This is a genomic window from Embleya sp. NPDC001921 (genome assembly GCF_053594475.1).
Genome location: NZ_JBSFEO010000003.1, coordinates 346,844 through 370,713, shown reverse-complemented (window position 1 = coordinate 370,713; position 23,870 = coordinate 346,844). Strand labels below are relative to the sequence as shown.

Annotated in this window: 24 protein-coding genes and 1 pseudogene; 19 read left to right on the top strand and 6 right to left on the bottom strand. The window is 72.5% G+C overall.

Translation table 11 applies throughout. The features are described 5' to 3' along the window. Positions 1-529 precede the first annotated feature (529 nt). From ACWCPW_RS05150 to ACWCPW_RS05120, 7 genes are all read left to right on the top strand, one after another. A complete protein-coding gene (locus ACWCPW_RS05150) occupies positions 530-1,321 on the top strand; it encodes an SDR family oxidoreductase (RefSeq protein WP_449760206.1) in 792 nt (263 codons plus the stop codon). Then, positions 1,315-2,493 (top strand): acyl-CoA dehydrogenase family protein, encoded by a 1,179-nt coding sequence (locus tag ACWCPW_RS05145; RefSeq protein WP_449760205.1) that lies wholly within the window; start codon positions 1,315-1,317, stop codon positions 2,491-2,493. The genes ACWCPW_RS05150 and ACWCPW_RS05145 overlap by 7 nt, the downstream gene beginning before the upstream one ends. After that, the gene (locus ACWCPW_RS05140) at positions 2,490-3,599 is read left to right on the top strand and encodes an acyl-CoA dehydrogenase family protein (RefSeq protein WP_449760204.1); all 1,110 of its coding nucleotides are present in this window, start codon (positions 2,490-2,492) and stop codon (positions 3,597-3,599) included. Before ACWCPW_RS05145 ends, ACWCPW_RS05140 begins: the two co-directional genes overlap by 4 nt. Before the next feature lie 51 nt (positions 3,600-3,650). Next, positions 3,651-4,103, top strand: coding sequence for a MaoC family dehydratase (locus ACWCPW_RS05135; protein ID WP_449760203.1), 453 nt, complete (start codon positions 3,651-3,653; stop codon positions 4,101-4,103). Positions 4,104-4,247: 144 nt separating this feature from the next. Next, complete coding sequence (locus ACWCPW_RS05130; RefSeq protein ID WP_449760202.1) at positions 4,248-5,786, top strand: long-chain-fatty-acid--CoA ligase; 1,539 nt, start codon at positions 4,248-4,250, stop codon at positions 5,784-5,786. Then, positions 5,783-6,820 (top strand): NADP-dependent oxidoreductase, encoded by a 1,038-nt coding sequence (locus ACWCPW_RS05125; RefSeq protein ID WP_449760201.1) that lies wholly within the window; start codon positions 5,783-5,785, stop codon positions 6,818-6,820. The genes ACWCPW_RS05130 and ACWCPW_RS05125 overlap by 4 nt, the downstream gene beginning before the upstream one ends. Before the next feature lie 167 nt (positions 6,821-6,987). Further along, positions 6,988-7,752, top strand: coding sequence for a crotonase/enoyl-CoA hydratase family protein (locus tag ACWCPW_RS05120; RefSeq protein ID WP_449760200.1), 765 nt, complete (start codon positions 6,988-6,990; stop codon positions 7,750-7,752). Between the two features lie 280 nt (positions 7,753-8,032). On the opposite strand, the gene ACWCPW_RS05115 is transcribed toward ACWCPW_RS05120, so the two are convergent. Both ACWCPW_RS05115 and xylB read right to left on the bottom strand, forming a co-directional pair. Then, complete coding sequence (locus tag ACWCPW_RS05115) at positions 8,033-9,205, bottom strand: ROK family transcriptional regulator (protein WP_449760222.1); 1,173 nt, start codon at positions 9,203-9,205, stop codon at positions 8,033-8,035. A 74-nt stretch (positions 9,206-9,279) separates the two neighbouring features. Further along, positions 9,280-10,710, bottom strand: coding sequence for a xylulokinase (gene xylB, locus ACWCPW_RS05110; protein ID WP_449760199.1), 1,431 nt, complete (start codon positions 10,708-10,710; stop codon positions 9,280-9,282). 160 nt (positions 10,711-10,870) lie between these two features. Here xylB and xylA point away from each other — a divergent pair, with 160 nt between their 5' ends. Beyond that, positions 10,871-12,064, top strand: coding sequence for a xylose isomerase (gene xylA, locus ACWCPW_RS05105; RefSeq protein WP_449760198.1), 1,194 nt, complete (start codon positions 10,871-10,873; stop codon positions 12,062-12,064). A gap of 162 nt (positions 12,065-12,226) precedes the next feature. On the opposite strand, the gene ACWCPW_RS05100 is transcribed toward xylA, so the two are convergent. Next, the gene (locus tag ACWCPW_RS05100) at positions 12,227-13,348 is read right to left on the bottom strand and encodes a hypothetical protein (protein WP_449760197.1); all 1,122 of its coding nucleotides are present in this window, start codon (positions 13,346-13,348) and stop codon (positions 12,227-12,229) included. A gap of 216 nt (positions 13,349-13,564) precedes the next feature. Next, positions 13,565-14,539 carry a zinc-binding dehydrogenase gene (locus ACWCPW_RS05095; protein WP_449760196.1) on the bottom strand — a complete coding sequence of 325 codons (975 nt, stop codon included), beginning with the start codon at positions 14,537-14,539 and terminating at the stop codon, positions 13,565-13,567. Between the two features lie 229 nt (positions 14,540-14,768). Between ACWCPW_RS05095 and ACWCPW_RS05090 the strand changes: the two genes are divergently transcribed. Then, complete coding sequence (locus ACWCPW_RS05090; RefSeq protein WP_449760195.1) at positions 14,769-15,224, top strand: ankyrin repeat domain-containing protein; 456 nt, start codon at positions 14,769-14,771, stop codon at positions 15,222-15,224. 94 nt (positions 15,225-15,318) lie between these two features. Then, positions 15,319-15,972: a M15 family metallopeptidase gene (locus tag ACWCPW_RS05085; protein WP_449760194.1), complete on the top strand. Its 654-nt coding sequence runs from the start codon at positions 15,319-15,321 to the stop codon at positions 15,970-15,972. Between the two features lie 476 nt (positions 15,973-16,448). On the opposite strand, the gene ACWCPW_RS05080 is transcribed toward ACWCPW_RS05085, so the two are convergent. Further along, positions 16,449-17,015: a GNAT family N-acetyltransferase gene (locus ACWCPW_RS05080; protein ID WP_402231211.1), complete on the bottom strand. Its 567-nt coding sequence runs from the start codon at positions 17,013-17,015 to the stop codon at positions 16,449-16,451. Next, on the bottom strand, positions 17,015-18,322 hold the full coding sequence (locus ACWCPW_RS05075) for a hypothetical protein (RefSeq protein ID WP_449760193.1): 1,308 nt from the start codon (positions 18,320-18,322) through the stop codon (positions 17,015-17,017). The genes ACWCPW_RS05080 and ACWCPW_RS05075 overlap by 1 nt, the downstream gene beginning before the upstream one ends. A gap of 220 nt (positions 18,323-18,542) precedes the next feature. Here ACWCPW_RS05075 and ACWCPW_RS05070 point away from each other — a divergent pair, with 220 nt between their 5' ends. From ACWCPW_RS05070 to ACWCPW_RS05030, 9 genes and pseudogenes are all read left to right on the top strand, one after another. Next, positions 18,543-18,749, top strand: coding sequence for a hypothetical protein (locus tag ACWCPW_RS05070; protein ID WP_449760192.1), 207 nt, complete (start codon positions 18,543-18,545; stop codon positions 18,747-18,749). Further along, positions 18,746-19,276, top strand: a complete 531-nt coding sequence (locus ACWCPW_RS05065; protein WP_449760191.1) for a hypothetical protein — start codon at positions 18,746-18,748, stop codon at positions 19,274-19,276. The genes ACWCPW_RS05070 and ACWCPW_RS05065 overlap by 4 nt, the downstream gene beginning before the upstream one ends. Before the next feature lie 92 nt (positions 19,277-19,368). Next, the gene (locus ACWCPW_RS05060) at positions 19,369-19,791 is read left to right on the top strand and encodes an ATP-binding protein (protein WP_449760190.1); all 423 of its coding nucleotides are present in this window, start codon (positions 19,369-19,371) and stop codon (positions 19,789-19,791) included. Positions 19,792-19,801: 10 nt separating this feature from the next. Next, positions 19,802-19,984 carry a hypothetical protein gene (locus tag ACWCPW_RS05055; RefSeq protein ID WP_449760189.1) on the top strand — a complete coding sequence of 61 codons (183 nt, stop codon included), beginning with the start codon at positions 19,802-19,804 and terminating at the stop codon, positions 19,982-19,984. A 41-nt stretch (positions 19,985-20,025) separates the two neighbouring features. Further along, positions 20,026-20,544, top strand: coding sequence for a hypothetical protein (locus ACWCPW_RS05050; RefSeq protein WP_449760188.1), 519 nt, complete (start codon positions 20,026-20,028; stop codon positions 20,542-20,544). Between the two features lie 281 nt (positions 20,545-20,825). Further along, positions 20,826-21,239: a hypothetical protein gene (locus ACWCPW_RS05045; RefSeq protein WP_449760187.1), complete on the top strand. Its 414-nt coding sequence runs from the start codon at positions 20,826-20,828 to the stop codon at positions 21,237-21,239. A gap of 86 nt (positions 21,240-21,325) precedes the next feature. Further along, the gene (locus tag ACWCPW_RS05040) at positions 21,326-22,438 is read left to right on the top strand and encodes a radical SAM protein (protein ID WP_449760186.1); all 1,113 of its coding nucleotides are present in this window, start codon (positions 21,326-21,328) and stop codon (positions 22,436-22,438) included. Further along, positions 22,330-23,052 (top strand): annotated as a pseudogene (gene tmk, locus ACWCPW_RS05035) (dTMP kinase). Before ACWCPW_RS05040 ends, tmk begins: the two are co-directional and overlap by 109 nt. Further along, positions 23,049-23,870 carry an endonuclease/exonuclease/phosphatase family protein gene (locus ACWCPW_RS05030; RefSeq protein WP_449760185.1) on the top strand — a complete coding sequence of 274 codons (822 nt, stop codon included), beginning with the start codon at positions 23,049-23,051 and terminating at the stop codon, positions 23,868-23,870. Before tmk ends, ACWCPW_RS05030 begins: the two are co-directional and overlap by 4 nt.

The following is a 23,870-nucleotide window of genomic DNA, read 5'->3' as shown; positions in this document are numbered from 1 at the left end:
GCGTGACCCTGCCCGACCTCGCCGACCTCGGCATCGACACGTCCTCGGTGACGCAGCCGATTCAGCCGCCGGCCGCGAAGGAACCGCCGTCGGTGGCCGCCACGCGCCGCCGCCGGGCCCTCCCGCGCATCGTCGCAGGCCTCCGTGCGGTACGACGGGCGCTCTCCGCGCGGACACGGCGGCCCCTTCCCGCAGCCCACGACGGCCCCTCCCGCGCACACGAGAACCTTCCCTTTCGGGCGCGTTCGGCCGCCCGTGCGAGTACGACCCGCCCTCCCACGCGGGCGCACCCGGCCACATCCGCCCCACGACCCACCCGAACGAGTTCGCGTTGCGCTCTAGCCTTGATACCGACCGGTCGGTACCGTGACAGGCGCAGCGTGATTCCCGCTCCTCCGCTTCCGATGCATGTGCATACCGACCGGTCGGCACCTCACGACCGGACGCGCGGGTCGCATCTCGGGACGGCGGTGCGTGGCATTCGCCGGCCGACCTCGTGACCCGCGACGACCCGGAGGATCCCCCACCCATGACCGAGAACACTCCCGCGACCTCGACCGCGGACGCGACCGCACCGCGCGTGGCCATCGTGACCGGTGCCGCCCGGGGCATCGGCGCCGCCACCGCGCGCCGGCTCGCCGCCGAGGGCATGGCCGTGGCCGTGCTCGACCTGGACGAGGCCGCCTGCGCGGACACCGTGGCCGCGATCGTCGCGGCCGGCGGCAGCGCGCTCGCGGTCGGCGCGGACGTCACCGTCGGCGAGCAGGTCGACGCCGCGGTGGCGCGCGTGGCCGACCTGCTCGGCGCGCCGACCGTGCTCGTCAACAACGCGGGTGTGATCCGCGACAACCTGCTGTTCAAGATGTCCGACGGCGACTGGGACACGGTCATCGACGTACACCTGCGCGGCGCGTTCCTGATGAGCCGCGCGGTCCAGGCGCACATGACCTCGGCGGGCTACGGCCGGATCGTCAACCTCTCCAGTTCGTCCGCGCTGGGCAACCGGGGCCAGGCGAACTACTCGGCGGCCAAGGCGGGCCTCCAGGGCTTCACCAAGACGCTGGCGTTCGAGCTGGGCAAGTTCGGCGTGACCGCGAACGCGGTGGCACCCGGCTTCATCGTCACCGACATGACCGCCGCGACCGCGGCCCGGGTCGGCATGGAGTTCGAGGCCTTCCAGCAGGCCGCGGCCGAGCAGATCCCGGTTCGCCGGGTCGGCCGGCCCGAGGACGTCGCGAACACCATCGCGTTCCTGGTGAGCGAGGGCGCGGGCTTCGTGTCCGGCCAGGTGATCTACGTGGCGGGCGGCCCGCTGTGCTGACCGCCGCCGAACTCGACGAGCGGGTGGGCGAGTTCATCGCCGCCCATCCGGACACCGACGACGCGCTCGGCTACCTGCGGGCCCGGTTCGACGCCGGGCTGGCCTGGGTGCACTACCCGGTCGGCCTCGGTGGCCTGGACGCGCCGAGGGCGCTGCAACCGGCCGTGGACGCGCGATTCGCCGCCGCCGGCGCGCCGTCCAACGACCCGGGCCGGATCGGCATCGGGCTCGGGATGGCCGCGCCGACCGTGCTCGCGTACGGCACCGAGACCCAACGCGCGCGCTGGCTGCGGCCGTTGTGGACCGGGGAGGAGGTGTGGTGCCAGCTCTTCAGCGAACCGGGGGCCGGCTCCGACCTCGCCGCGCTGGGCACCCGCGCCGTGCCCGACGGCGACGAATGGGTGGTGGACGGCCAGAAGGTGTGGACGTCGATGGCCCACGAGGCGCGCTGGGCGATCCTGGTCACCCGCACCCACCCCGAACTGCCCAAGCACCGGGGCATGACCTACTTCGTCTGCGACATGACCGCTCCCGGCGTCGAGGTGCGTCCGCTGCGCCAGGCCACCGGCGAAGCCGAGTTCAACGAGGTCTTCCTCACCGGCGTGCGCATTCCCGACGCGCACCGCCTCGGCGACGTCGGCGACGGCTGGAGCGTGGCGCGCACCACGCTGATGAACGAACGGGTGGCCATCGGCGGCGGCGCCGCACCGCGCGAGGGCGGCATGATCGGCATCGTCGCGGACACCTGGCGCGCACGCCCGGAACTGCGCACCGCCGGGTTGCACGACCGCCTGCTGCGGCTGTGGGTGGAGGCCGAGGCGGCCCGCCTGACCTCGGCACGACTGCGCCTGCAACTGGCGGCCGGCGAGCCCGGCCCCGAAGGGTCGGCGGCCAAGCTCGCGTTCGCCCGACTCAACCAGGAGATCTCCGGCCTGGAAGTGGAGTTGCTGGCCGAGGAGGGCCTGCGGCACGACGAGTGGACCATGCGCCGGCCGGCGTCGGTGGACTTCACCACCCGCTCGCCCGGCTACCGCTACCTGCGCGCCAAGGGCAACTCGATCGAGGGCGGCACCTCGGAGATCCTGCTCAACGTCGTCGCCGAGCGCGTCCTGGGCCTGCCGGCGGAGCCTCGGGTGGACAAGGACGTCGCGTGGAAGGACCTGCCCCGATGAGTGTCGTCGAGCACCTCGTGCACACCGAGGACGAGAACCAACTGCGCTCCGGAGTCCGCGACCTGCTCACCGAGCGGGTGACGCTGGCCGCGCTGCTCGCCCGGATCGAGACGAACGAGCCGTACGACCCGAAGTTGTGGCGGGTGCTCACCGAGCAGATCGGCGCGGCCGGGCTGGCCGTCGCCGAAGAGCACGGCGGCAGCGGCGCCACCTGGCGGGAAACCGCCGTGGTGCTGGAGGAGTTGGGCCGCACGGTCGCACCGACCCCGTTCCTGGGCAGTGCGGTGCTCGCGACCGCCGCGCTGCGCGCGGTGGAGGCCGGAACGCTCCTCACCGACCTGGCCGGCGGCCGGCGCAGCGCGACCCTGGCGGTCTCCTTCGCCACGGCCCCCGGTGCCCCGTTCCCCGACGGAGTGCGGGCCGACGGCAACTCCCTGACCGGTATGGCGACCTCGGTCGTCGACGCCGGCACCGCCGATGTCCTGGTCGTCGCGGCCGGCGGCGCGGACGGGCCCGGGCTGTACGCGGTCGACACCGATCAGGTCGGCGTGGACCGCCGCCCGGTCGTCTCGCTCGACCTGACCCGGCCGCTGACCGACGTCGTGTTCACCGGCGCGACCGGGGTGCCGCTGGCGCGCGGTGAGCGGGCCGAGGCGGCGGTGGCGGCCGCGATCGGCACCGGGGCGGCGCTGTTGGCCTCCGAACAGCTCGGCATCGCCGAGTTCTGCCTGGAGAGCACCGTCGCCTACCTCAAGACCCGCAACCAGTTCGGCCGCCCGGTCGGCTCGTTCCAGGGACCCAAGCACCGCCTCGCCGCGTTGTGGGTGTCGATCACCCAAGCGCGCGCGGTGGCCCGCTACGCCGCGGCGTGCGTGGCCGTCGACGACCCGGACACCGCCGTCGCGGTGGCCGTCGCGCAGGCGCACTGCTCGGAGATCGCGGTGCGCGCCGCGGAGGAGTGCGTGCAACTGCACGGCGGCATCGGCTTCACCTGGGAACACCACCCGCACCTGTACCTCAAGCGCGCCAAGGCCGACGCGCTCGCGTTCGGCACCCCCGACCGGCACCGCGCGACCCTGGCGCACCTGGTCGATCTGCCCGCCTGACCCGGCTCGGCGGCGACCCGCCCGGAGCCGCCGCCACCACGAAGGAGCATCATGCGCGTCTTCGAGAACGTCACCGAGGTGTTCGCGGCCAAGGGCGAACCACTCGGCACCAGCGACTGGCTGACCGTCGATCAGGACCGCATCGACACGTTCGCCGAGGCCACCGGCGACCACCAGTGGATCCACGTGGACGTCGAGCGGGCCAAGGCGGGTCCGTTCGGCGGCACCATCGCACACGGCTACCTGACGTTGTCGCTGATCCCGACCCTGGCCGCCGACCTGTTCACCGTGCGGGGTGTGCGGATGGGCGTCAACTACGGGTCGGACAAGGTGCGTTTCCCGGCCCCGGTCCCGGCCGGCGCTCGGGTGCGCGACCACGCCGTGCTGATCGACGTGGTCGAGACCGCGCAGGGCGTGCGGCTGACGGTGCGGCACACCATCGAGATCGAGGGCGTCGCCAAGCCCGCGTGCGTCGCGGACACGCTCTCCCTGGTCGTCCCGTAGTGCCAGGCCGATGTCGGGCGCCGTCCGCCCGGCATCGGCACCGGCCGCGGCAGCGGGACCCGGGACATCCCGCGGACCCGTCCCCGGCCGGGCGTCCCCCGACGTCCGGCCACCCCCGGCACCTCGATCAGTAAAGGATCACGCGTGAGTTTCAACCTCGCCGTCATGCTCCGCGAGTCCCGCCTCGCGACCCCGGACACGGCGTGTCTGATCCACCAGGGCGCCCCGGTCACCTACCGCGAACTCGACGACCTCAGCAGTCGGTTCGCCCGAGGGCTGCGTGCGAACGGACTGGGCCGCGGCGACGTGCTGGCGATATCGCTGCCCAACGTCCCCGAGTTCGTGGTGGCCTACTTCGGCGCGCTCAAGGCGGGCGTCACGCTGATGCCGCTGAACCCGCTGCTGAAGGCGACCGAGATCGCCTACCACCTCACCGACTCCGGTGCCCGCACCCTGATCGCCTTCGACGTGTTCGCCGCCGAGGCACTGGGCGCGGCCGCCGCCGTACCGGGCACCACGGTGTACACCGTCAACATGGTCGAGGGCGGACCGGTGCCGCAGGACACCCTCGCGTTCGCCCTGCTGCTGCCCGACGGGCCGCCGGACCGGGCCGAGTTGCTCCGCGGCGACATCGAGCCGACGTCGAGCGACGACACGGCCGTGCTGCTGTACACGAGCGGCACCACGGGGCGACCCAAGGGCGCCGAGCTGAGCCATTTCCAGCTCTACCAGAACTGCACCGTCTCGGGTGACCTGTTCGGCCTCTTCCCCGGTGACGTCTCGATCGGCGCGTTGCCGCTGTTCCACGTGTACGGCCTGTCCGGTGTGCTGAACGTGTGCGTGCGCTACGGCGGGACGCTGTCGCTGGTACTGCGCTTCGAGGCGCAGAGCGTGCTCGACCAGATGGCCCGGGACGGGGTGAGCGTGATCGTGGGCGTGCCCACGATGTATGTCGCGTTGCTGGCCGCGGATCGCACCGGGCGCGACCTGTCCCGGCTGCGGGTGGGCAGTTCGGGTGGGGCGTCGATGCCCGGCGAGGTGATCCGCGAGTTCGAGGAGGCGTTCGGGATCGTGATCCTGGAGGGCTACGGCCTTTCCGAGAGCGCGAGCACGGCGACCTTCAACCGCGCCGACGACCGCCGGGTGTTGTCCGTGGGCAAGCCGATCTGGGGTGTCGAACTGCGCGTGGCCGACCCGGACGACCTGCCGCTGCCGCCCGGTGCCGAGCACGTGGGCGAGATCCTGCTGCGTGGGCACAACATCATCACCCGCTACCGCGACGACCCGGAGGCCACCGCCGAGGCCTTTCGCAACGGCTGGTTCCACACCGGCGACCTCGGCTACCTCGACAAGGACGGCTTCCTGTTCGTCGTGGACCGCAAGAAGGACCTGGTGATCCGGGGCGGTTACAACGTCTACCCGCGTGAGGTGGAGGAAGTCCTGTACACCCACCCTGCGATCGCCGAGGCGGCCGTGGTCGGCAAGCCGGACGAGCGGCTCGGCGAGGAGGTGGTCGCGGTCGTGGCGCTGCGCGCGGGCGAGGCGGCGGACCCGGACGAGATCGTCGCGTTCTGCAAGGACCGCATGGCCGCGTACAAGTATCCGCGGGTGGTGCGGATCCTCGACGAACTGCCCAAGGGCCCCTCCGGCAAGATCATGAAGAAGGAGTTGCGTTCCCTATGACCACGCCCGCCGGCGGGCCCTTGCCCGCCGACCTGATCAACCGGCAGATCCGGTTGGCCGCCCGCCCGTTCGGGCTGCCCAAGCCCACCGACTGGAACCTGGTCGGCGAACCGGTGACCGAGCCTGCCGACGGCCGGCTGTTGGTGGAGATCTCGCACATCTCGCTCGACCCGGCGATGCGCGGCTGGATGAACGACGTGCGCTCCTACATCCCGCCGGTGGGCATCGGCGAGGTGATGCGAGCCGGCGCGGTCGGCCGCGTCATCGCCTCGCGACACCCGGACTTCGCGGTCGGGGAACACGTGTACGGTCAGTTCGGCGTGCAGGAGTACGCGGACTCGGACGGGCGCGGCGTACGCCGAGTGGATCCGGCGGCGGCGCCGTTGTCGACCTATCTGGGCGCGCTCGGGATCACCGGACTGACCGCGTACTTCGGCTTGTTCGACATCGGTGACCCGCAGCCGGGCCAGACCGTGCTGGTGTCCGGCGCGGCGGGCGCGGTGGGCAGCGTGGTCGGCCAACTCGCCCGGCTCAAGGGCTGCCGGACCGTGGGCATCGCGGGCGGCGCGGACAAGTGCCGTCTGCTGGTCGAGGAGTTCGGCTTCGACGCGGCCGTCGACTACAAGAGCGAGGATGTCAAGGCCGCGCTGCGCAAGCACTGCCCGGACGGTGTCGACGTGTACTTCGACAACGTCGGCGGCGAGATCCTGGACGCCGCGCTGACCCGGCTGGCGCGCGGCGCGCGGGTGGTGATCTGCGGCGCGATCTCGCAGTACAACAACACCGAGCAGGGTCCCGGCCCGGCGAACTACCTCTCCCTGCTGGTGAATCGGGCGTCGATGACCGGCATGGTGGTGTTCGACTACGCGGACCGCTACGCCGAGGCGACGGCGGAATTGGCCGGGTGGCTCGCGGACGGGCGGTTGCGCTCGCGCGAGGACCTGGTCGAGGGCGACGTGACGGCGTTTCCGCAGACGTTGTTGCGGCTGTTCTCCGGCGCGAACACGGGAAAGCTGGTGCTGCGGATCCGGTGATCGGAACCCGTGATCGGAACCCGTGATCGGAACCCGTGATCGGGACTCGTGATCGGGACCCGGGTGATCGCCGATCCCGGCGATCACCGAATCCGGCGGCCACCGGTCCGGTGGCCGCGGAACAGGCTCGGCGATCGGTCGACTTCCCCTCCTCGAAGGCAGGTTCCATGAGTGACAGCCTCCTGACCGCCTACCGTGACGGGGTCGCGGTGCTCACCCTCAACCGGCCGCAGGCCCGCAACGCGGTCGATGTGGAGGTGACCCGGCTGATGGCCGCGGCGATCGACGAGGTCGAGGCGCGATCCGACATCTCGGTGATCGTGCTGACCGGGGCGGGCGGCACGTTCTGCGCCGGGATGGACCTCAAGGCGTTCGCGCGCGGCGAGATGCCCGTGCTGCCGGGACGGGGCTTCGCGGGGCTGACCGAACGGCCGCCGACGAAGCCGTTGATCGCGGCGGTGGAGGGGTACGCGCTCGCCGGCGGGTTCGAACTCGTACTCGCCGCCGACCTGGTCGTGGCCGCCCGGGACGCGGTCTTCGGGTTGCCCGAGGTCAAGCGCGGGCTGGTCGCGGCGGGCGGCGGTGTGCTGCGGCTGCCCAGGACGTTGCCATACCAGATCGCGATGGAGATCGCGCTCACCGGCGATCCGGTCGACGCCGCGACCGTGCACCGGTTCGGCCTGGTCAACCGGCTGACCGAACCCGGCGAGGCGCTCTCGGACGCGCTGGGCCTGGCCGCTCGGATCGCCGCGAACGGCCCGCTCGCGGTGGCCGCGAGCAAACGTGTGGTCGCGAAGTCGGCCGGCTGGAACGACCCGGACGGCTTCGCCTTCCAGCGCGAGGCCACCGACTCGGTCTTTCGCTCGGCCGATGCCCTGGAGGGCGCCCGCGCCTTCGCGGAAAAGCGCGCCCCGGTGTGGCGCGGCGCATAGCGGCCGACCGCTCGGCACCCGGCCCCACGCGCGAAGGGCCGGGTGCCGGCGCGTCCGGGTGCCGAGGCGCCCGGGTGCCGAGGCGTCCGGGTGCCGAGGCGTCCGGGTGCCGCGCCGTGCGGTCGGCGGCTGAGCGGGGCGAGCAGGGCAAGCGCCTTGGCCCGGCCCTCGGCTCGGGCGGCGGCGTCGGCCGCCCGCGTACCGCCGAGGTTCGACTCGCGTCCCCGGCAGAAACCGCATCCGCCGGCCGGCCGCTTCCGGCCGGCCGCGGTCGACGAGGTCAGCCGGATCCCGCCGCGTGGGTGATCGGGTTGTCGAGGATGGCGTGGATGGTCGTGGTGGCGGCCCCCAGGAGGGGTGCTCGGCGGGCCAGCGCGGACGCGGTGAGGGCTTCGGGAGCCCAGGGGCGGATCGTCACGCGGGCGGCGAGTTCACGGCGCATCGCCGGCAGCAGCCACTCCCCCAGTTCGGCGGCGGCGCCGCCGAGCACGACCCCGGCCGGGTCGAGCAGGTTGATCGCGCCGGCCAGGGCCGTGCCGAGGGCGGTGCCGGCCCGGTCCAGCGCGGCGACCACCGGCGCGTGGCCGGCGCCGGCGTACCGGGCCAGGGTCGCGATCGGGTCCTCGGTGGTGGGTGCGAGGCCGGCCGCCGCGAACACGGCCGCCTCGCCCGCGTATTGCTCCAGGCAGCCGCGCGCGCCACACGCGCAGGCGGGGCCCTCCGGGTGCACCGGGACGTGGCCCAACTCGCCCGCGAAGCCGCGCGCGCCCCGGAACAGCCGGCCGTCGGCGACCACGGCCGCACCGATCCCGGCCTGGGCCGACACATACACGAAGTCGGTCGTGGCGGGGTCGCGCCACAGCTCGGCCAGCGCGCCCAGGTTGGCCTCGTTCTCCACGGTGATCGGCAACGCGCGCAGGCCGGCCGGCAGCAACGCGCGCAACGGCTCCACCACGGGTTCCGCGCGCCAACCCAGGTTGGGCGCGTGCTGTACCCGGCCCGGGACCGCCCCGACCAGACCGGGCACGCTCAACACGAGGGCGGCGGGTCGCAGTTCGAGCGCGGCGGCGGTGCGGGCGGCGCGCGCGGCGACCCGGGCCAGCGCGGGCAGCGTCTCGGCGGCGGGGCGATCGCGGTTCGGCGCGGCGGCGTGCTCCCACGCGCGCACCTCGCCGCGCAGGTCGACCACGCACGCGCCGACGTGGTCGACGCCGATCTCCAGGCCCAGTCCGGCCGGCCCCCGATCCCCCACCATCAGCGCCCGGCCGGGCCGTCCGGGACGCCCGCTCGGCGCGCTGCCCAGTTCGGCGACCAGGCCCGCGGCGTGCAGTTCCTCGACCAGGCTGGACACCGCGGCGCGGGTCAGTCCGGTGCCGGCCGCGACGTCGGCGCGCGAGAGCGGGCCCCGGGCGGCGACGTCGCGCAGCACCAGGGCGAGGTTCTGTCGCCGCATGCCCTGCTGCGAGGCCGGCAGCGACTCGGGCCGGTCGGTGGATCGATGGGCGCGGTGCACTGGACTCTTCCCGATCAGGGCCGGCCGGGTGCGGCGTCGAACAGGGGCCCGGCGTTGCGCAGCGTATCCGCGATCCGCTCCATCGCCGCGTCGTCCCTGGGCAACGGCTCCAGCAGCGGCCCGTCGGCGGTACGCCACCGGCGCGCCACCGCGTCGGCGGGTTCGCCGGTGAGCAGCCCGGCGGCCTGGGCGGCGGCACCCAGCGCGACCGCCTCCTCGGCGACCGGGATCCGGACCGGGCGGCCGGAGAGTCGGCGTACGGTGTCGCGCCAGGCATTGCCCCGAGCCCCGCCGCCGATCAGCAGCAGCGGCACGGCGGGATCCTCGGATTCGCCGCCCGCGCGCAGCACCTCGGTCAGCGCGGTGAGCAGCGAGTGCACGGCGCCGTCGTAGGCGGCCTGGAGGAGTTGGCCGCCGGTGGTCTCGTGGCGCAGGCCGTGGATCAGGCCGGCGGCGTACGGCAGGTCGGGGGTGCGCTCGCCGTCGAGGTAGGGCAGGACGACGGTGTCACCGCCGGGTTCGACCGCGTCGCGGTCGCGGCCGAGCAGCGCGGCGATCCGGTCGACGGCCACGGTGCAGTTGAGCGTGCAGGCCAGGGGCAGCCAGCCGCTCAGCGCGTCGGCGAAGCCGGCCACCGTGCCGGTGGGGTCGGCGGGGCGGCCCCGGGTGACCGCGTACACGGTGCCCGAGGTGCCCAGGCTGAGCACGGGCAGGCCGGCGGTGAGGCCCAGGCCGAGCGCGGCGGCCATGTTGTCGCCGGTGCCGGCGGCAACCAGGGTGCCCGGTCGCAGCGCGGTTCCGGGCCGCGCGCTGCCGACCGGCACGCCGGGGTCGGCGACGGCGGGCAGGAACTCGACGGGCAGGCCTATCCGTTCGAGCAGTTCGGTGTCGTACCCGGTCGGGGTCCACCACCCCGTGCCGGACGCGTCGCCGCGGTCGGTGACGGCCGCGCCGGTGAGCCGCTCGGTGAGGAAGTCGTGCGGGAGCCGGACGGCGGCGACGCGCGCGGCGGCTTCGGGTTCGTGTTCGGTGAACCAGCGCCACTTGGCGGCGGTGAACGCGGCGGTGGGTACGCTGCCGGCCCGCGCGGCCCAGGCGTCCGCGCTGGTTTCGGCCACCAAGGCCGCGGCCTGGGGCGCGGCCCGTACGTCGTTCCACAACATGGCGGGCCGGACCGGGTCGCCGGCGGCGTCGAGGGTGACCAGGCCGTGCTGTTGGCCGGCGATCGACACGGCTCCCGCGCGCTCGGCCCAGCCGGTCGCGGCGAGGGCGGCGGACAGCGCCCGCCACCACCGGAGCGGATCGCTCTCCCGGGCGCCGCCGGTGCTCACCCGGTGCGGGGCTCGGCCGGCGGCCAGGACCTCGCCGGTGTCGACGTCCACGGCGAGGGCCTTGGTGGCCTGGGTGGAACTGTCCACGCCGATGACCACGCGCCGTGTGCGCATGCCGCCTCCTGGTGTCGTGTCCGAGGCCGGATCGACCCGGGCAGCGGGGCTGCGGGTCGACGGGCGAGGGTTCCCTTCCGTACCGGGCCGATACTAGTTTGTTTTTCGCGTTTACTAATAGTGCTCGGCCACCATCCGACCCGATCCGGGAGCGGCACCCATGACGGACCCCTTCATCCCCGAGGACCCCTTCGCCCCCACCCCCGACGACCGCTTCACCTTCGGCCTGTGGACCGTCGGCTGGCCCGGCCGCGACCCGTTCGGCGAACCGACCCGGCCCACGCTCGACCCGGTCGAGACGGTCTCCCGGCTGGCCGAACTCGGCGCGTACGGCGTGACCTTCCACGACGACGACCTGATCCCGTTCGGCAGCTCCGACACCGCGCGCGAAACGCACGTCAAGCGCTTCCGCCAGGCGTTGGACGCGACCGGGATGAAGGTCCCGATGGCCACCACCAACCTGTTCACCCACCCGGTGTTCAAGGACGGCGCGTTCACCGCCAACGACCGTGACGTGCGGCGGTACGCGTTGCGCAAGACCCTGCGCAACATCGACCTCGCGGTCGAGCTGGGTGCCGAGACGTACGTGGCGTGGGGCGGCCGGGAGGGCGCGGAGTCGGGCGCCGCCAAGGACGTGCGAACCGCGCTGGACCGGTTGAAGGAGGCGTTCGACCTGCTCGCGGGGTACGTGCTCGACCAGGGCTACCCCCTGCGCTTCGCGATCGAGCCCAAGCCGAACGAACCGCGCGGCGACCTGCTGCTGCCCACCATCGGCCACGCCCTCGCCTTCATCGAACGGCTCGAACACGCCGACCTGTTCGGGGTGAATCCGGAGGTGGGCCACGAGCAGATGGCCGGCCTGAACGTCACGCACGGCGTCGCGCAGGCGCTGTGGGCGGGCAAGCTGTTCCACATCGATCTGAACGGACAGACCGGCATCAAGTCCGACCAGGACCTGCGGTTCGGGGCGGGCGACGTGCGCGCCGCGTTCTGGCTGGTCGACCTGCTCGAATCGGCGGGCTACCGGGGGCCGCGCCACTTCGACTTCAAGCCGCCGCGCACCGAGGACGTCGACGGGGTGTGGGTGTCGGCCGCCGCCTGCATGCGCAACTACCTGGTGCTCAAGGCGAAGGCGGCGGCGTTCCGGGCGGATCCGGCGGTCCGCGACGCGCTCGCGGCGGCCCGGTCCGACCGGCTCGCGCAGCCGACGCTGGGCCCCGGCGAGTGCGCGGCCGACCTGCTCGCGGACCGCACGGCCTTCGAGGACTTCGACGTCGAGGCGGCGGCCCGACGCGGCATGGCGTTCGAACGACTGGACCAGTTGGCGATGGATCACCTGTTCGGGACCCGCTGAGCGGGGGCGACGCGCCGCCGATGTCCACGCCGACACAGGTTCCGGTGCCGGCGACCCGGTCGGCGTCGGCATCGGTGGCGCGGCGGCGCCGGCGGCATCGGTGGCGCGGTGGCGCCGGGGGGCATCGGTGGCATCGAACGGTGACGCCGCGAGATCCGCCGCTCAGTCGCACCGCAGCGCGGCGAGTTCACGGCCGAAACCGACCACCAGCCGGCCGCCCGGGGCCACCGCGACGGCGTCCACCGACAACGGGAAGACCAGGCAGGGGCCGATCGGGGTGCGGGTGCTCAGATCCCACACCCGTACCGTCCCGCGCTCCTCGGTCGCACCGCTCACGCCGCCGACCACCGCGATCGGCCTGCCGTCGAGCAGCCCGGTCGCCACGGCCGACACGTACGCGGCCAGGGGTTCGCCGATCGGCTCGCGGGTGGCCAGGTCCCACACCCGCGCCGCGTCCCAACCGCCGGTGACGGCGACCGGACGGCCTCGGACGACGGCCGTGGCCACACCCGTGACCACGCAGGTGTGTCCGACCAGGGGCGCGCCGAACTCGGTCCCGGTGGCCAGGTCGAACACCCGAACCGCGTGCTCGCGGCCGGCGTCCCGACCGGACTCCGTCCCGGCGACGACCACGGGGCGTCCGTCCAGCACGGCCGTGGCCACCGCCCACACCGAGTCGGTCAGCGGTTCACCGACCGGCAGGCCGGTGGCCGGGTCCCACACCCGTACGCCGGCCGCGTCGCCGGTCACCGCGACCGGGCGGCCGGCCACGACGGCCCGCGCCGCGCCCACCCACGCGGTCCGGCCGGTCAGCGGCCGGCACAACTGGTGTCCGCGTTCGAGGTCGAACACGCGCACCGTCGCACCCCACCCGGCGGTGCCCGCGACCACGACCGGGCGGCCACCGACCAGCGCGGTGGCCACCGCGTCCACGCGCCCGTCGTGACCGATCAGCGGCTCACCGATCGGCTGCTCGGGGACCACCGCGCGCACCGACGGCGTGCGGTGGTCGTCCGCCGCGGTCGGCGCGGACCGCGCGGCTTGCGTGGCCGGGAGTTCGGCCGATGGGCCGGACCCGCCCGGCTGTCCGACCCGGACGATCGGCGCGGCCCGGTGTTCGGCCGCCGCCCATGGCCCGGTCACCCAGTCCAACCGCCATCGCGAAGGGAGTTCGCGCCCCGTGGGATCCGCGGGCGTGCGCACCGCCGACCCGCCGCCGGCGGCGGCACCGAGGTCGTCGACCGTCGCGAGCCAAGAAATATCGTCCTGCGCAACGTTGGACATATCACCATTGTGCCCGCCGTGACCTCCCGGGCGCACGATCGCCGGGCCGATCCGCGAGAACCGTCGCGGTCACGATCACGGGCGCCCTCGCCTCGTGGTCGCCCTCGCGATCACCCTCGTGGTCGCCCTCGCCGTCACGGTCGCCTCCGGCGTCGCGGACCCGACCCGCCGACGTGGTTGCGCCCCGCACGGCGCGTCGCGTCGACGACGGAGGGCCTACACCGTCAACACCACCTTCCCCTCGGCCGTCCGACCCTCCAGCGCGGCGTGCGCGTCGGCGGCCCGGTCGAGCGGGAAGCGGGTGATGGTCGGGACCAGCCGCCCCCGGGCCGCCTCGTGCAGCGCCCGGGTGGTCAACTCGCGCCATCCGCCGGGCGGCACCATGTTCGGGCCGATCGCCCAGGTCGCGGTCAGTTGGCGCTCGACCAGATCGCGCGTGGTGATCTCGGTCGGCTCGCCGGCCGCCCAGCCGTACATCAGGAAGCGCCCACCGGGCCCCAGCAGTTCCAGCGCCTGTCGGCCCGAAGCACCGCCGACGCCGTCGAACACGACGCCGATCTCGCAGCCCGCCAACGCCGCCCGCACCCGCTCGGGCCAGTCCGCGGCGGAGTAGTCCACCGCGACGTCGGCGCCGAGCGCACGTACCCGGGCCACCTTCGCGGCGCCGCCCGCGACCCCGACCACCAGCGCGCCCGCGGCCTCGGCCGCCTGAACGAACAGACTGCCCAGACCGCCCGCGGCCGACATCACCAGCACCACGTCCCGCTCGGTCAACCGGGCCACGCCGAGTACACCCTGCGCCGTGGTGCCGGTGGTGACCGCCGCGACCGCGACGTCGTCGGCCAATGCGTCGGGGATCGGGTACAGCGCCGACTCGTCGGCGAGCGCCTGCTCGGCGTACCCGCCCGTATCGCCCAGTTGCGCGACGACCCGCCGGCCCAGCCAGTCCGCCGACACGCCGGGGCCGACCGCCCCCACCACACCCGCCACCTCGCTGCCGGGGGTGATCGGCAGCTCGGGCGGGCGGTGCGGGCCGACCGCGATGCCGCGCCGGAGCCTGGTCTCGATCAGGTGCACGCCGCTCACCCGGACATCCACGCGCACCTGCCCCTCGGCCGGCACCGGCTCGGGCAGCTCTTCGAGGCGCAGGTTCCCGGCCGGGCCGAAGGAGTGCAGTCTGATCGCGCGCATGGTGGTGGCTCCCGGGTTCGATGGTGGACGTTCGCGGCTCCGATGGCCCGCGTTCGCCGGTTCCGGGATCACTATCGAACTTCAAGTCGAGTTGAGGTCAAGTCGGGTGCGCCGGCTCCCCGCCCCCGGCTCCCGGCTCCCGGCTCCCGGCTCCCGGCTCCCGGCTCCCGGTCCGAGCATCGAGCGCCGGTTCCCATCCGGGGAAGCGCCGATGTGGCAGAGTGTCGGGATGTCGTCGACCGAGTCGCAGGGGTCGAGCCCGGGGCCCGCCGGGTGGGATCCGCACGCGCCCGGGAGCGAGCTGTTCGTGGCCATCGAGCAAGGCGATCCCGAGGCCGTGCGCGAACTCCTGGCCGCCGACGCGGAGATCGAGGGGCGGGATCCGAGGTCGCGCTTCCTCGACGGCGGGACTCCGCTGATCGCGGCGGCTTCGATGGGCCGCGCGGACCTGGTGCGGCTGCTGCTCGACCACGGCGCGGCGGTGAACGCCCGTTCGACGTCGGGATGGACGGCGCTGATGCGTACGTGCAACGCGGGAAGCCTGGACTGCGCCCGACTGTTGCTCGACGCGGGGGCCGACACCGGGATCCGCAACGACGAGGGGTACACCGCGCTGGGACGGGTGCCGGGCAACCGGGTCGAACTGCTGCGGCTGTTGCGCGAGCACGGCGCGCCCGTGGTCTGACCGGAGTACGCCCCGGCACCACGTGCGCGATCCGGGGCCCGCCACGACCGGACCACGCGCAAGGGCTCCGGGTGCGGCACGAGATGATCACCGCATGCAACAGATCATCTTGATGTCCGATCCTCGCGTGGCCGCCATCCCCGTACACGAGTGCGACGAACCGCTCGTCGATGTCCGCCTGGACGGCTCACTGCCGGTGGACCTGCGCCAGGCGGATCGCGCCGAGACGTTCTCGTTCCTGCGGGTGGGCGTGCTCGACCGGTTGATCAAGGCCCAGGCGGCGCTACCGGACGGGCTGCGGTTGTTGTTCGTCGAGGGGTACCGGCCGCCGGCACTGCAACGGCACTACTTCGAGGAGTACTCGGACGAGTTGCGCGCCGCGCATCCCGACTGGTCCGCCGACCGGATCCACATCGCGGCCAGCCGCTACGTCTCCCCGCCCGACATCGCTCCGCACAGCGCCGGCGCGGCGGTCGACCTGACGCTGGTCGACCCGGACGGCCGCGAACTCGACCTCGGCACCCCGATGAACGCCAGTCCCGAGGACAGCGCCGGCGCCTGCTACACCGCCGCCGAGAACATCGACGCGACCGCCCGCGCCAACCGCGACGTGCTGAGCGCCGCACTGACCGCCGCCGGACTGGTCAACTACCCCACGGAGTGGTGGCACTGGTCCTACGGCGACCGCTACTGGGCGCTCGCCACGAACACGGAGGCCGCCCGCTACGGACCGTGCGAGCTCGCCTGACGGTGGCAACAGGTGGCGGTGCGATGACGGACAGTGCCGCGGCGCTCGGCTTGTCGGCGGTTTCTCTCGGTTCGCGGAGGGACCGGCAGTGGTCGGCGCCGCCGGCCGGCTCGACACGGACCGGTTCCCGCCGATCGGCACCGCCCGGCACCGCGGCCCGCGGGCACCACCCCGCGGGCCGCGGCACGTTCGGGCACCGGCCGTGCGGGCGGCCGGGCCGAACGCGCGGATAGGGTTTGCCCTTTCGCATCACTTGGAGGCAACGCCATGGGCAGACGACGGCTGTGGTGTCGGAAGCCTGGATTGATGACCGAAATGCGGCACGCTTCACGATCAAGTGGACCGCTCCAGACGGCACGACCGGCACCCGAGACGCGCTCGACCTCGCTCAGGCGGCAGTGAGCGAGTGGCTCCAGTTCTTTTCGATTCATGGGTTGGACGTGAATGCGGCCTGACGTGCTCCGTGTTGGCCGGCGTCAGGCTCGGGCGGGCCGGTCGGCGAGTTCGAGAACCATGGCGTTGTAGAACGGCGCGCCGTCCCACGGGTGGGACACGCCGACGGGGCGGTAACCCCACGACGCGTACGCGGACTGCGCCGGGACCGCCTCCGGTTCCGGGCGAACGGTGAGGGTCACCCGTTCGACGTGCAGGCCCTCGAGTAGCGCGGCGTGGAGAGCAGCGGCGATACCGCGGCGGCGCCACTTTTCACGGACCGCGAGTTCGAGGATCACCCACGTGCGGGTGCCGTCCTCGCGCTTGAAGTCGTCCGCGAGGACCTGGTCCACGTTGTTCCACCACCCGGTGTCGCGGGGGAGAAGGTATCCGTACGTGAACCCGATGACGTCTTCGCCGTCGCGGGCGATGATCAGACGCATGCCCGGCCGCTGCGTGTGGAAAAGGTAGTGGTCGATGAACTGGGCTACGTCCGAGGGGCCTTCGCTGTACGGCGGTTCGGCGTAGACCTCCTCGTAGGCCGGCAGGAAGGCGTCGAGCTGTCCTGCGGCCTCCTGGCCCTCGTATCGCTCGTACGTCACCTCGGTCATCACGCTGCCCCCTTCGTTTTCACGTATTCGGCCAATTCGTCGGTGGCCTCCCGGGCGGAGACGGCGTCGACGGCGCGCAGCGCGCCGACCACCTCGGTGAGACGTCGCATGACGCGTGCCGATTCCACCTCTTCCAGGTCGGTCAAGCTTGCTACGGCTTGGGCGGCGCCTTCGTCGACTTCCCCGGCGCCGATCAGGCCCCGGGCCAGAGTGAGGCGGTACAGGGCCCGGTTGCGTCCGTAGTTGGCCTCCTGATGGGCGAGCGCAGCTCGCAAGAACGCGGTTGCCGCTTGGTGGTGGCCAAGTTCGGTGTAGAGGAGTCCCTGCGCGTAGTCCAGCTCGGCATGCCCGTGGAACGCGGCCCACTCGGGCGAGGGGCGCCCGCGCCCGTCGCGGTCGACGAGCCGCAGGGCGTCGCTCATGCGACGTCGAGCGGATGTGTCGTCGGCCAGCAGCGACAAGGCGCGTGCTTCCCGGGCGGCGATGAGGGATTGGAGGATCGGCGACCCGAGGCGGGTCGCACGGTCCTGAGCGGCCCGGGCCAAGTCGAGGCCGTCGCGAGGTCGTCCCTCGTGGCACGCCTGGAGGCTCATGGAGGAGAAGACCAGGATTTCGAGGTTGGTGTCGCGGAGCATCGAGGCCGTCGTCAGGGCCTCGCCCCAATAGCGTCGCGCGTCGTCCTGCTTGTCGGCGTCGTAGTACAGCCAGCCGCAGTGTTCGGCGACTTCCCCTGAGAGGAGGCGGAGTTGACGGCCGATCGTGTCCGGATACTTGCTGGTGTTGATGATGCGGCGGACGCGGCTCAGGTGGCGGACGGCCAGGGATCGGACGTCGCTGCCGCCGTACGTCGCGTCGAGCTGGAAGAGGACGTGAAGGCCGTCCCGGAGTTCGAGCAGATGTGTGGTGCCGATGGCGCCGGTGCCTCCGGCCGGGCTCAGGGGGACCACGTGGGCGGGCAAGCTCAAAGCGGAGGCTGCGCCGATGGAGTCGGCCAGGAAAGCCCGTCGGTCCACGCCGGTGCCCTTCTGCGCGAGGAGTGGTGCACTCCCCACGGTGACACCTGGCGGTGGTCCAGGAAACCCGATCTCGCTTGGGCAGACGGCGAACATGGCGTGGAGGGTCCGCCAGGCGCGTGCCCGGGGTGCAGGTGGGTCGGGTTGACGCCACCGGCGGTACTGGCGGTCCGTCAGGGTGACCGCTTCGCCGAGCAGGTGTGCCGCGGTGTGGAAGGCCCGCAGAAAGTCCGCCGGCTTGTCCCAGCCGCGCGCGCTGCAGGCGTGTTCGAAGGGCGTCTGCTCCGGCACCACGTCACCTCCGTGATCTGAATCACTACGAACGGTAGCGACTCTCCGGGCGCCGCAAGGTCCGATGTCCGCGAAAAGTCCGGCCGAAAGTCCGCCGGAATGTCCGGTTGCGCCGGTTCTACGGGCGTTGGCTGGTTTGAGAGCTCGACAAGCACGTACTGGCCATCGACCCGCTCGGAAGTTGCAGAGCAATGCCGAGCACACACGCGGAGGATGCACCCTCGTGAGTGATCGACTCACCGCGGTTCGTGTCGTGGAGACCAACGACCCGGAACAGCCCGTACAGCTCCAGCTCCAGGTGAATCGGGATGAGCCCGACGGCCGAGACTTCGACGTCACCCTGACCCAGCTTTGGGAGTTGCACGCGCACATCGGCACCCGGCTCGCCCGGTACCCCGCGCCCTCGCTGACGACTGGTGATGCGCGATGACGAGTCGTTCGCCGGGTGTTCGCCTTCCCAACGCCGAACGTCCCGCACGTCTGGTGGCGTTCGGGACATGGCTGTCGTCGGCCGCGCCGTCGAAGGCGCAGGCACATGTGCAGTGGTACGAGTCGGGCGCGGCGTGGCTGCGCCCGGGGATGGTGTTCTCGGCCGTCGTCGTCCCGGCCCGGCTGGTTCACGTCGCGCTCCGAGTGCGGAAACCGGAAGAGTGCGTCAAGCCGTTGGCGCGGCTCCTGGCCGGTCCGGTGTTCTACAGCCCCCCGGGGGCCGAGCACGAGTCGTCGTACACGGCGCTGCTGCCTGTGGCGGAGGGACGGACGTGGCGCGAGCCGCGGACGCGGCTGTGCTCGGGTCAGGGGCTGCTGTGGGTGCCGGCGCCCGGCCGGTACCTGCCGGCGACCGATGGGTGTCCGTGGTGGGTTGTCGCCGGTGACGGCGACTCGTTGTGCGCGGCGGTCGACTTGGCCGCGCTCGTTCTGCGCTCTCGCACGGAACCGTTGCGGTGGTTGGGGTGATGAGGCGCCGGTGGTTGCTGTCGAGGCGGGCCACGGTCCGCCGAATCGGGGGACCTGCTCGGGAGAGCGCTGCGGTGAGGAGTACCGCCCCGATGACCAGCCGCCCGAGCGCTGGCAGCCAGGTCTACACGAGGTGCCTGCCGTCCCGGCGGGAATCCGCCTGGGAAGCCCGCCGGTTTTTGACCTCGGAGCTGGCCGCGTGGGGGCTCGCCGACGACGACGGCCAGGCGCTCGTCGTCATCAGCGAGTTGGTGTCGAATGCCCACCTCCACACCGCTACCCCGACGATCCGCGTCGGCGTACGGCGGATGGGGCCGCGACTGGTGCGGGTCTTCGTGGTGGACCGGTCGGACGTCATGCCGCTGGTCCGGCCCCCGGATGCCGGTTCCATCGGCGGACGGGGGCTGACGCTGGTGGACGCGCTGTCCCAGGGTCGGTGGGGGGTGGAGCCGTTGCCTGTCGGCAAGCGGGTGTGGGCGCGGGTGACGGTGACCGCAGCGGACGGTCCCACGTGAGGGGCGAGCCGTGGATCGCCGATGGGTGGTCGGCCTGTGTTGGCGGTGCGAGCAGGTCGACGTTCCGGTGTCGTGGCTCGGCCCCGTGCACACCGACTTCGAGGGCGCCGGACCTTTCTACGTCTGCGAGCCGTGTATTCGCCGCCTGGAAGCCCTCGTCCGTGCCTACCAGGACCAGCGGGCCGGTGAATGACGAAGCGATCCGCCATCCCTCTTGTCGTGAAGGGAACCACGATGTCCATTGATCCTCCTGTTCCTTCGGACGCATCGCCGGAGGGGGGTGAGCCGTGGGAATGGCTGCTGGAGGCAGCCCCGTTGGCGCCGCAGGCGCGCGCCGAGTGGGCGCACGCTCGGGCCGGTTGGTTCACGCCGGGGACGGTGTTCTCCGCCGTGTCGCTCCCGGCCGGGGCGGTTCACGCCGCGATCGGCAACTGGCGGACGTGGAACCAGTTCGCCGAACACCTCACGTCGGTGATCGACGGGCCGATGTTCTACCGGCCGAGGACGCGCGGCAGCGACGACGACACGTACACGGGTCTCGTGCCCTACTCCGTGGGTCGCCGCTGGGTCGTGCCGTTGACGACCCTGGAGCCTGCTCACCGGCCCCTGCTGATTCCCGCGCCCGATCGTTACACGCCGGAGCGCACCGGCCCGTGGTGGGTGGTCTCGGTAGAGGAGTCGAAACGCTTCTGTTCGACACGGGCATTGACCCGGCTCGTCAACGCCGGTCGCGGAAGGTGGCTGGACGAGTGACCCGGGAGCAGACCTACCGGCGCCTGGGAGACGCGATCAGGGACGCGTCCGCCGGGCGGTTCGATGGCCGTCCACCCACTGCGGTGTACGGCTGACCCAGACCTGTCCCCTGCCGCCGCCCGCTCCCGGTCCCACGAGACGGGCGGCACCCGGTCCTGCGGGCAAACTCGCGCGGCTGCGGGACCGGTCCCCCATTGCCCCACGCCCGGCCGGAGAAGCCGCGCCCACCGCGAGGCCGGGCGTGGGACACCGACGACAGAACGTGCAGGAGGTTGGTTCGAGTGCACCACAGGAACAAAGTCGATCCCGAGAGACTGCGCCGTCTGGACGAGGCAATCGCGGAGGCGGGCGCCGGGTGGTGCCTGCCGCGCGAGCCCCACGACTCATATCTGACCGAGGTGTTCGAGCACCCCGACCGGGGCGGGGTGTACGACGCCTTGGACTGCCCGACTGGATCGCACGTCACCCTGCTCCGCGAGTTCCCGATCGACGGCACCGGGCCGGTCTGGTTCAAGGTGCTGCCGGCGGGGGCTCGCGTGGACGACATCGGGGCGCGCTGGTTGGTCGGTACCGCGGCTCAGGTTCACGACTGGTACACGGAGTACCGGCGGTTCCTGATCGACACCGGTTGGCGAATCGCCGAGTCGACGAGCATCAACGTCGAAGTGATCGAGCCGGCTCGGCTCGTCTCCTGACTGGCCCATCGAACTCCCGCCCCCGGCCGTGCTGTTGTGCGCCCGGCCGGGGAGCGGGCCCATTCCATCTCATCGTGGAGGTCCGCGTGACCGCACGTCCGATCAGCACCGGAGATCAAGCCGCGTCCTGCTACTTCCGAACGACGGTCGATCACCCCTACCGCAAGGCGCTCGTTCAGATCTGCGAGCCGTGCAACATGCTGTGCCGTCACTGCTTCGTCAACGCCACGAAGCGCGGCACGTTCATGTCCGTCGTCCAGATCCGGGAGCGGCTGATCCCGGCCCTCCCGGCCGCCCGGGTCACGCGCGTCACGGTGACCGGCGGGGAGCCGTTCGTCCACGAGGACCTGATCGAGATCGTCGCGGAGTTCCGCGCGGCCGGGCTCTCCGTCGGCGTCTGCACCAACGGCACGGGCGTGAGCGACGCGGACGTGACCGCGCCGGCCGCGCTGGACGCCCACATGAATGTGAGCCTGGACGGGTTCGCGGAGGAGTCGCACTCCGTGTTCCGCGGCCTCCCTGGGTGCTTTGAGGAAACGGTCCGAACGATCCGGCGGTTCGCTGCGGCCGGCATCCTCCAGGGTTTGCTTTGCACGCCGAACAACCTCGCGGAGGACGAGGAGTATCGGAAGCTGGTCGAGTTCGCCCGGGACCAGGGCGCGAAGTACGTGCTGATGAACCCGCTGGGGTCGATGGGGCGGGGCGCGTCCAAGTCGGCGCAGGAGAAGCTGCGCACGCCCGACGAGCAGATGCGGGAGATCCGGCGGATGACCGCGCCGTTCGAGGCCGACGGCCTGGAGATGGTGAACATCCGGTTCCCCAATGCGGACAAGCCGTTGGCGCCGTGCGAGGCCGGGAACATCATCTACGTCTTCACCGATGGTGGTGTGGCGATCTGCCCGTACCTGGTGTTCGCCGCCCGGACGAAGGTTTCCCGGCACCCGGACACCGACTTCCTTGTCGGGAACGTGTGGGAGCACGACGATGTCGCGGCGCGGCTGGACGCGTACGGCAAGTTCAGTGATCGGTGGGATTTGGGCGGCAACTCGACGTGCGGGGCCTGCTCGATGTCGGCCTCGTGCGGGAAGGGATGCCCTGCGGCTGTCGTGGCCGCCGGGGAACGGATCGGCGCGCTCGACACCGAGCAGTGCCCAGTCGTCCCGAGGCAGGCACGGATGTTGCCCGTGGTCGGTGCGTGATGGCCGGGGAGTTCTTCACGATCGACGGGCCGGGCGGCGTGGGGAAGTCGACGGTGACGGCCGCCGTGGCGTTGGAGCTGCGGACGATCGGTGTCGCGGTGTGCCAGACCCGGGAGCCGAGCGACACTCCGCTGGGGCTGCTCGCCCGGAATGGCACCGACACGTACCGGGGTATGGCGATGGCCTGCCTGATCGCGGCGGACCGGTACGCGCACCTGGACTAGGAGATCCGGCCGGCGCTCGCGCGCGGCGAGACGGTCGTGTGTGACCGGTACATCGCCTCGTCGCTGGTGCTCCAAGTCCTGGACGGCGTGAACGTCGATGTGGTGTGGGAGCTGAACCGGCACGCCGACATGCCCGACGTCGCCGTGATCCTCAACGCCCGCACCGACGTGATCGAGACGCGGCTGACCAGCCGTGGCGCGCACAGCCGGTACGAGCGCGACCCTGGCAGCACCGCGCGGGAATGCGCTGCGTTCCGCAAGGCCGCTACGTTCCTCATGGCCGCCGGCGTCCGCGTCCTCCAACTCGACGCGAGCGACGAAGGCCCGGCCGCCGTCGCCAGTGCCGTGGTCGCGGCCGTCAGGGGCCCGTGGATGAAAGGCAATTCATGACCAGCCCGAGCACGCTCGACGTGCTGACGTTCAACCTGAACAACCCGAGCCGGCAGCGGGCCGAGCGCCGGCTCGCCAACCTCGCGGCGCGGCCCGAGCAGGTGCACGTGCTCACCGAGACGGCCGACAGCGCCGGGTGCGCGTTCCTGGAGGAGCGCTTCACCGCGGCCGGGTACTCGGTGACGTTCCCCCGCCCCGAGCAGCGGGGCGAACGCGGCGTGATGGTCGTCAGCCGTCTCGCCACCCGTCCGGCGCCGTTCGCCGTCGGGTACCTGCCGCACCGCGCGGTCGCGGTCACGGTCGACACCGACCGGGGGCCGCTCGACGTGATCGGTCTGTACGTGCCGTCGCGGGACGCGTCACCGGAGAAGCGGGAACGCAAAGAGCGATGGCTGAGGGAGTGCGCGGCGGTGCTTCCCGATGGCCGGACCGGCGCCCGGGTCGTGCTTGGTGACCTCAACGTCCTGGAGCCTGATCACTCCCCGCGCTACCGGTTCTTCGCCCCGTTCGAGTACGACTTCTACGGGGCGTTCGGCCGGGCCGGGTACGCGGACGCGTTCCGGACGCTGTACGCGGACGCACTCGAGTATTCGTGGGTCGGGAAGACCGGTGACGGATACCGCTACGACCACGCGCACGTCTCGGCCGGCCTGGGCGGCGCGCTGCTCGACTGCTCGTACGTCCACGAGCCCCGCACCGGACCGAATCGGCTGACCGACCACTCGGCGCTGACCGTGCGGCTCGCCGTCACCGCTTCCGTGCCGCTGCCGGTGACTGACCCCACGCGGGCCGAAGAACCCGTGCCCGCCCTGTTCTGA

What these genes read in the sequence shown, in the direction of transcription:
- ACWCPW_RS05065 (WP_449760191.1), top strand. Translation starts at nt 18,746, where the DNA reads ATGACGAGTCGTTCGCCGGGTGTTCGCCTTCCCAACGCCGAACGTCCC.
- xylA (WP_449760198.1), top strand. Translation starts at nt 10,871, where the DNA reads ATGACGGACCCCTTCATCCCCGAGGACCCCTTCGCCCCCACCCCCGAC.
- ACWCPW_RS05125 (WP_449760201.1), top strand. Translation starts at nt 5,783, where the DNA reads ATGACCACGCCCGCCGGCGGGCCCTTGCCCGCCGACCTGATCAACCGG.
- ACWCPW_RS05100 (WP_449760197.1), bottom strand. Translation starts at nt 13,348, where the DNA reads ATGTCCAACGTTGCGCAGGACGATATTTCTTGGCTCGCGACGGTCGAC.
- ACWCPW_RS05080 (WP_402231211.1), bottom strand. Translation starts at nt 17,015, where the DNA reads ATGACCGAGGTGACGTACGAGCGATACGAGGGCCAGGAGGCCGCAGGA.
- ACWCPW_RS05150 (WP_449760206.1), top strand. Translation starts at nt 530, where the DNA reads ATGACCGAGAACACTCCCGCGACCTCGACCGCGGACGCGACCGCACCG.
- ACWCPW_RS05060 (WP_449760190.1), top strand. Translation starts at nt 19,369, where the DNA reads ATGACCAGCCGCCCGAGCGCTGGCAGCCAGGTCTACACGAGGTGCCTG.
- ACWCPW_RS05085 (WP_449760194.1), top strand. Translation starts at nt 15,319, where the DNA reads ATGCAACAGATCATCTTGATGTCCGATCCTCGCGTGGCCGCCATCCCC.
- ACWCPW_RS05095 (WP_449760196.1), bottom strand. Translation starts at nt 14,539, where the DNA reads ATGCGCGCGATCAGACTGCACTCCTTCGGCCCGGCCGGGAACCTGCGC.
- xylB (WP_449760199.1), bottom strand. Translation starts at nt 10,710, where the DNA reads ATGCGCACACGGCGCGTGGTCATCGGCGTGGACAGTTCCACCCAGGCC.
- ACWCPW_RS05140 (WP_449760204.1), top strand. Translation starts at nt 2,490, where the DNA reads ATGAGTGTCGTCGAGCACCTCGTGCACACCGAGGACGAGAACCAACTG.
- ACWCPW_RS05120 (WP_449760200.1), top strand. Translation starts at nt 6,988, where the DNA reads ATGAGTGACAGCCTCCTGACCGCCTACCGTGACGGGGTCGCGGTGCTC.
- ACWCPW_RS05090 (WP_449760195.1), top strand. Translation starts at nt 14,769, where the DNA reads ATGTCGTCGACCGAGTCGCAGGGGTCGAGCCCGGGGCCCGCCGGGTGG.
- ACWCPW_RS05050 (WP_449760188.1), top strand. Translation starts at nt 20,026, where the DNA reads ATGTCCATTGATCCTCCTGTTCCTTCGGACGCATCGCCGGAGGGGGGT.
- ACWCPW_RS05030 (WP_449760185.1), top strand. Translation starts at nt 23,049, where the DNA reads ATGACCAGCCCGAGCACGCTCGACGTGCTGACGTTCAACCTGAACAAC.
- ACWCPW_RS05115 (WP_449760222.1), bottom strand. Translation starts at nt 9,205, where the DNA reads ATGCGGCGACAGAACCTCGCCCTGGTGCTGCGCGACGTCGCCGCCCGG.
- ACWCPW_RS05135 (WP_449760203.1), top strand. Translation starts at nt 3,651, where the DNA reads ATGCGCGTCTTCGAGAACGTCACCGAGGTGTTCGCGGCCAAGGGCGAA.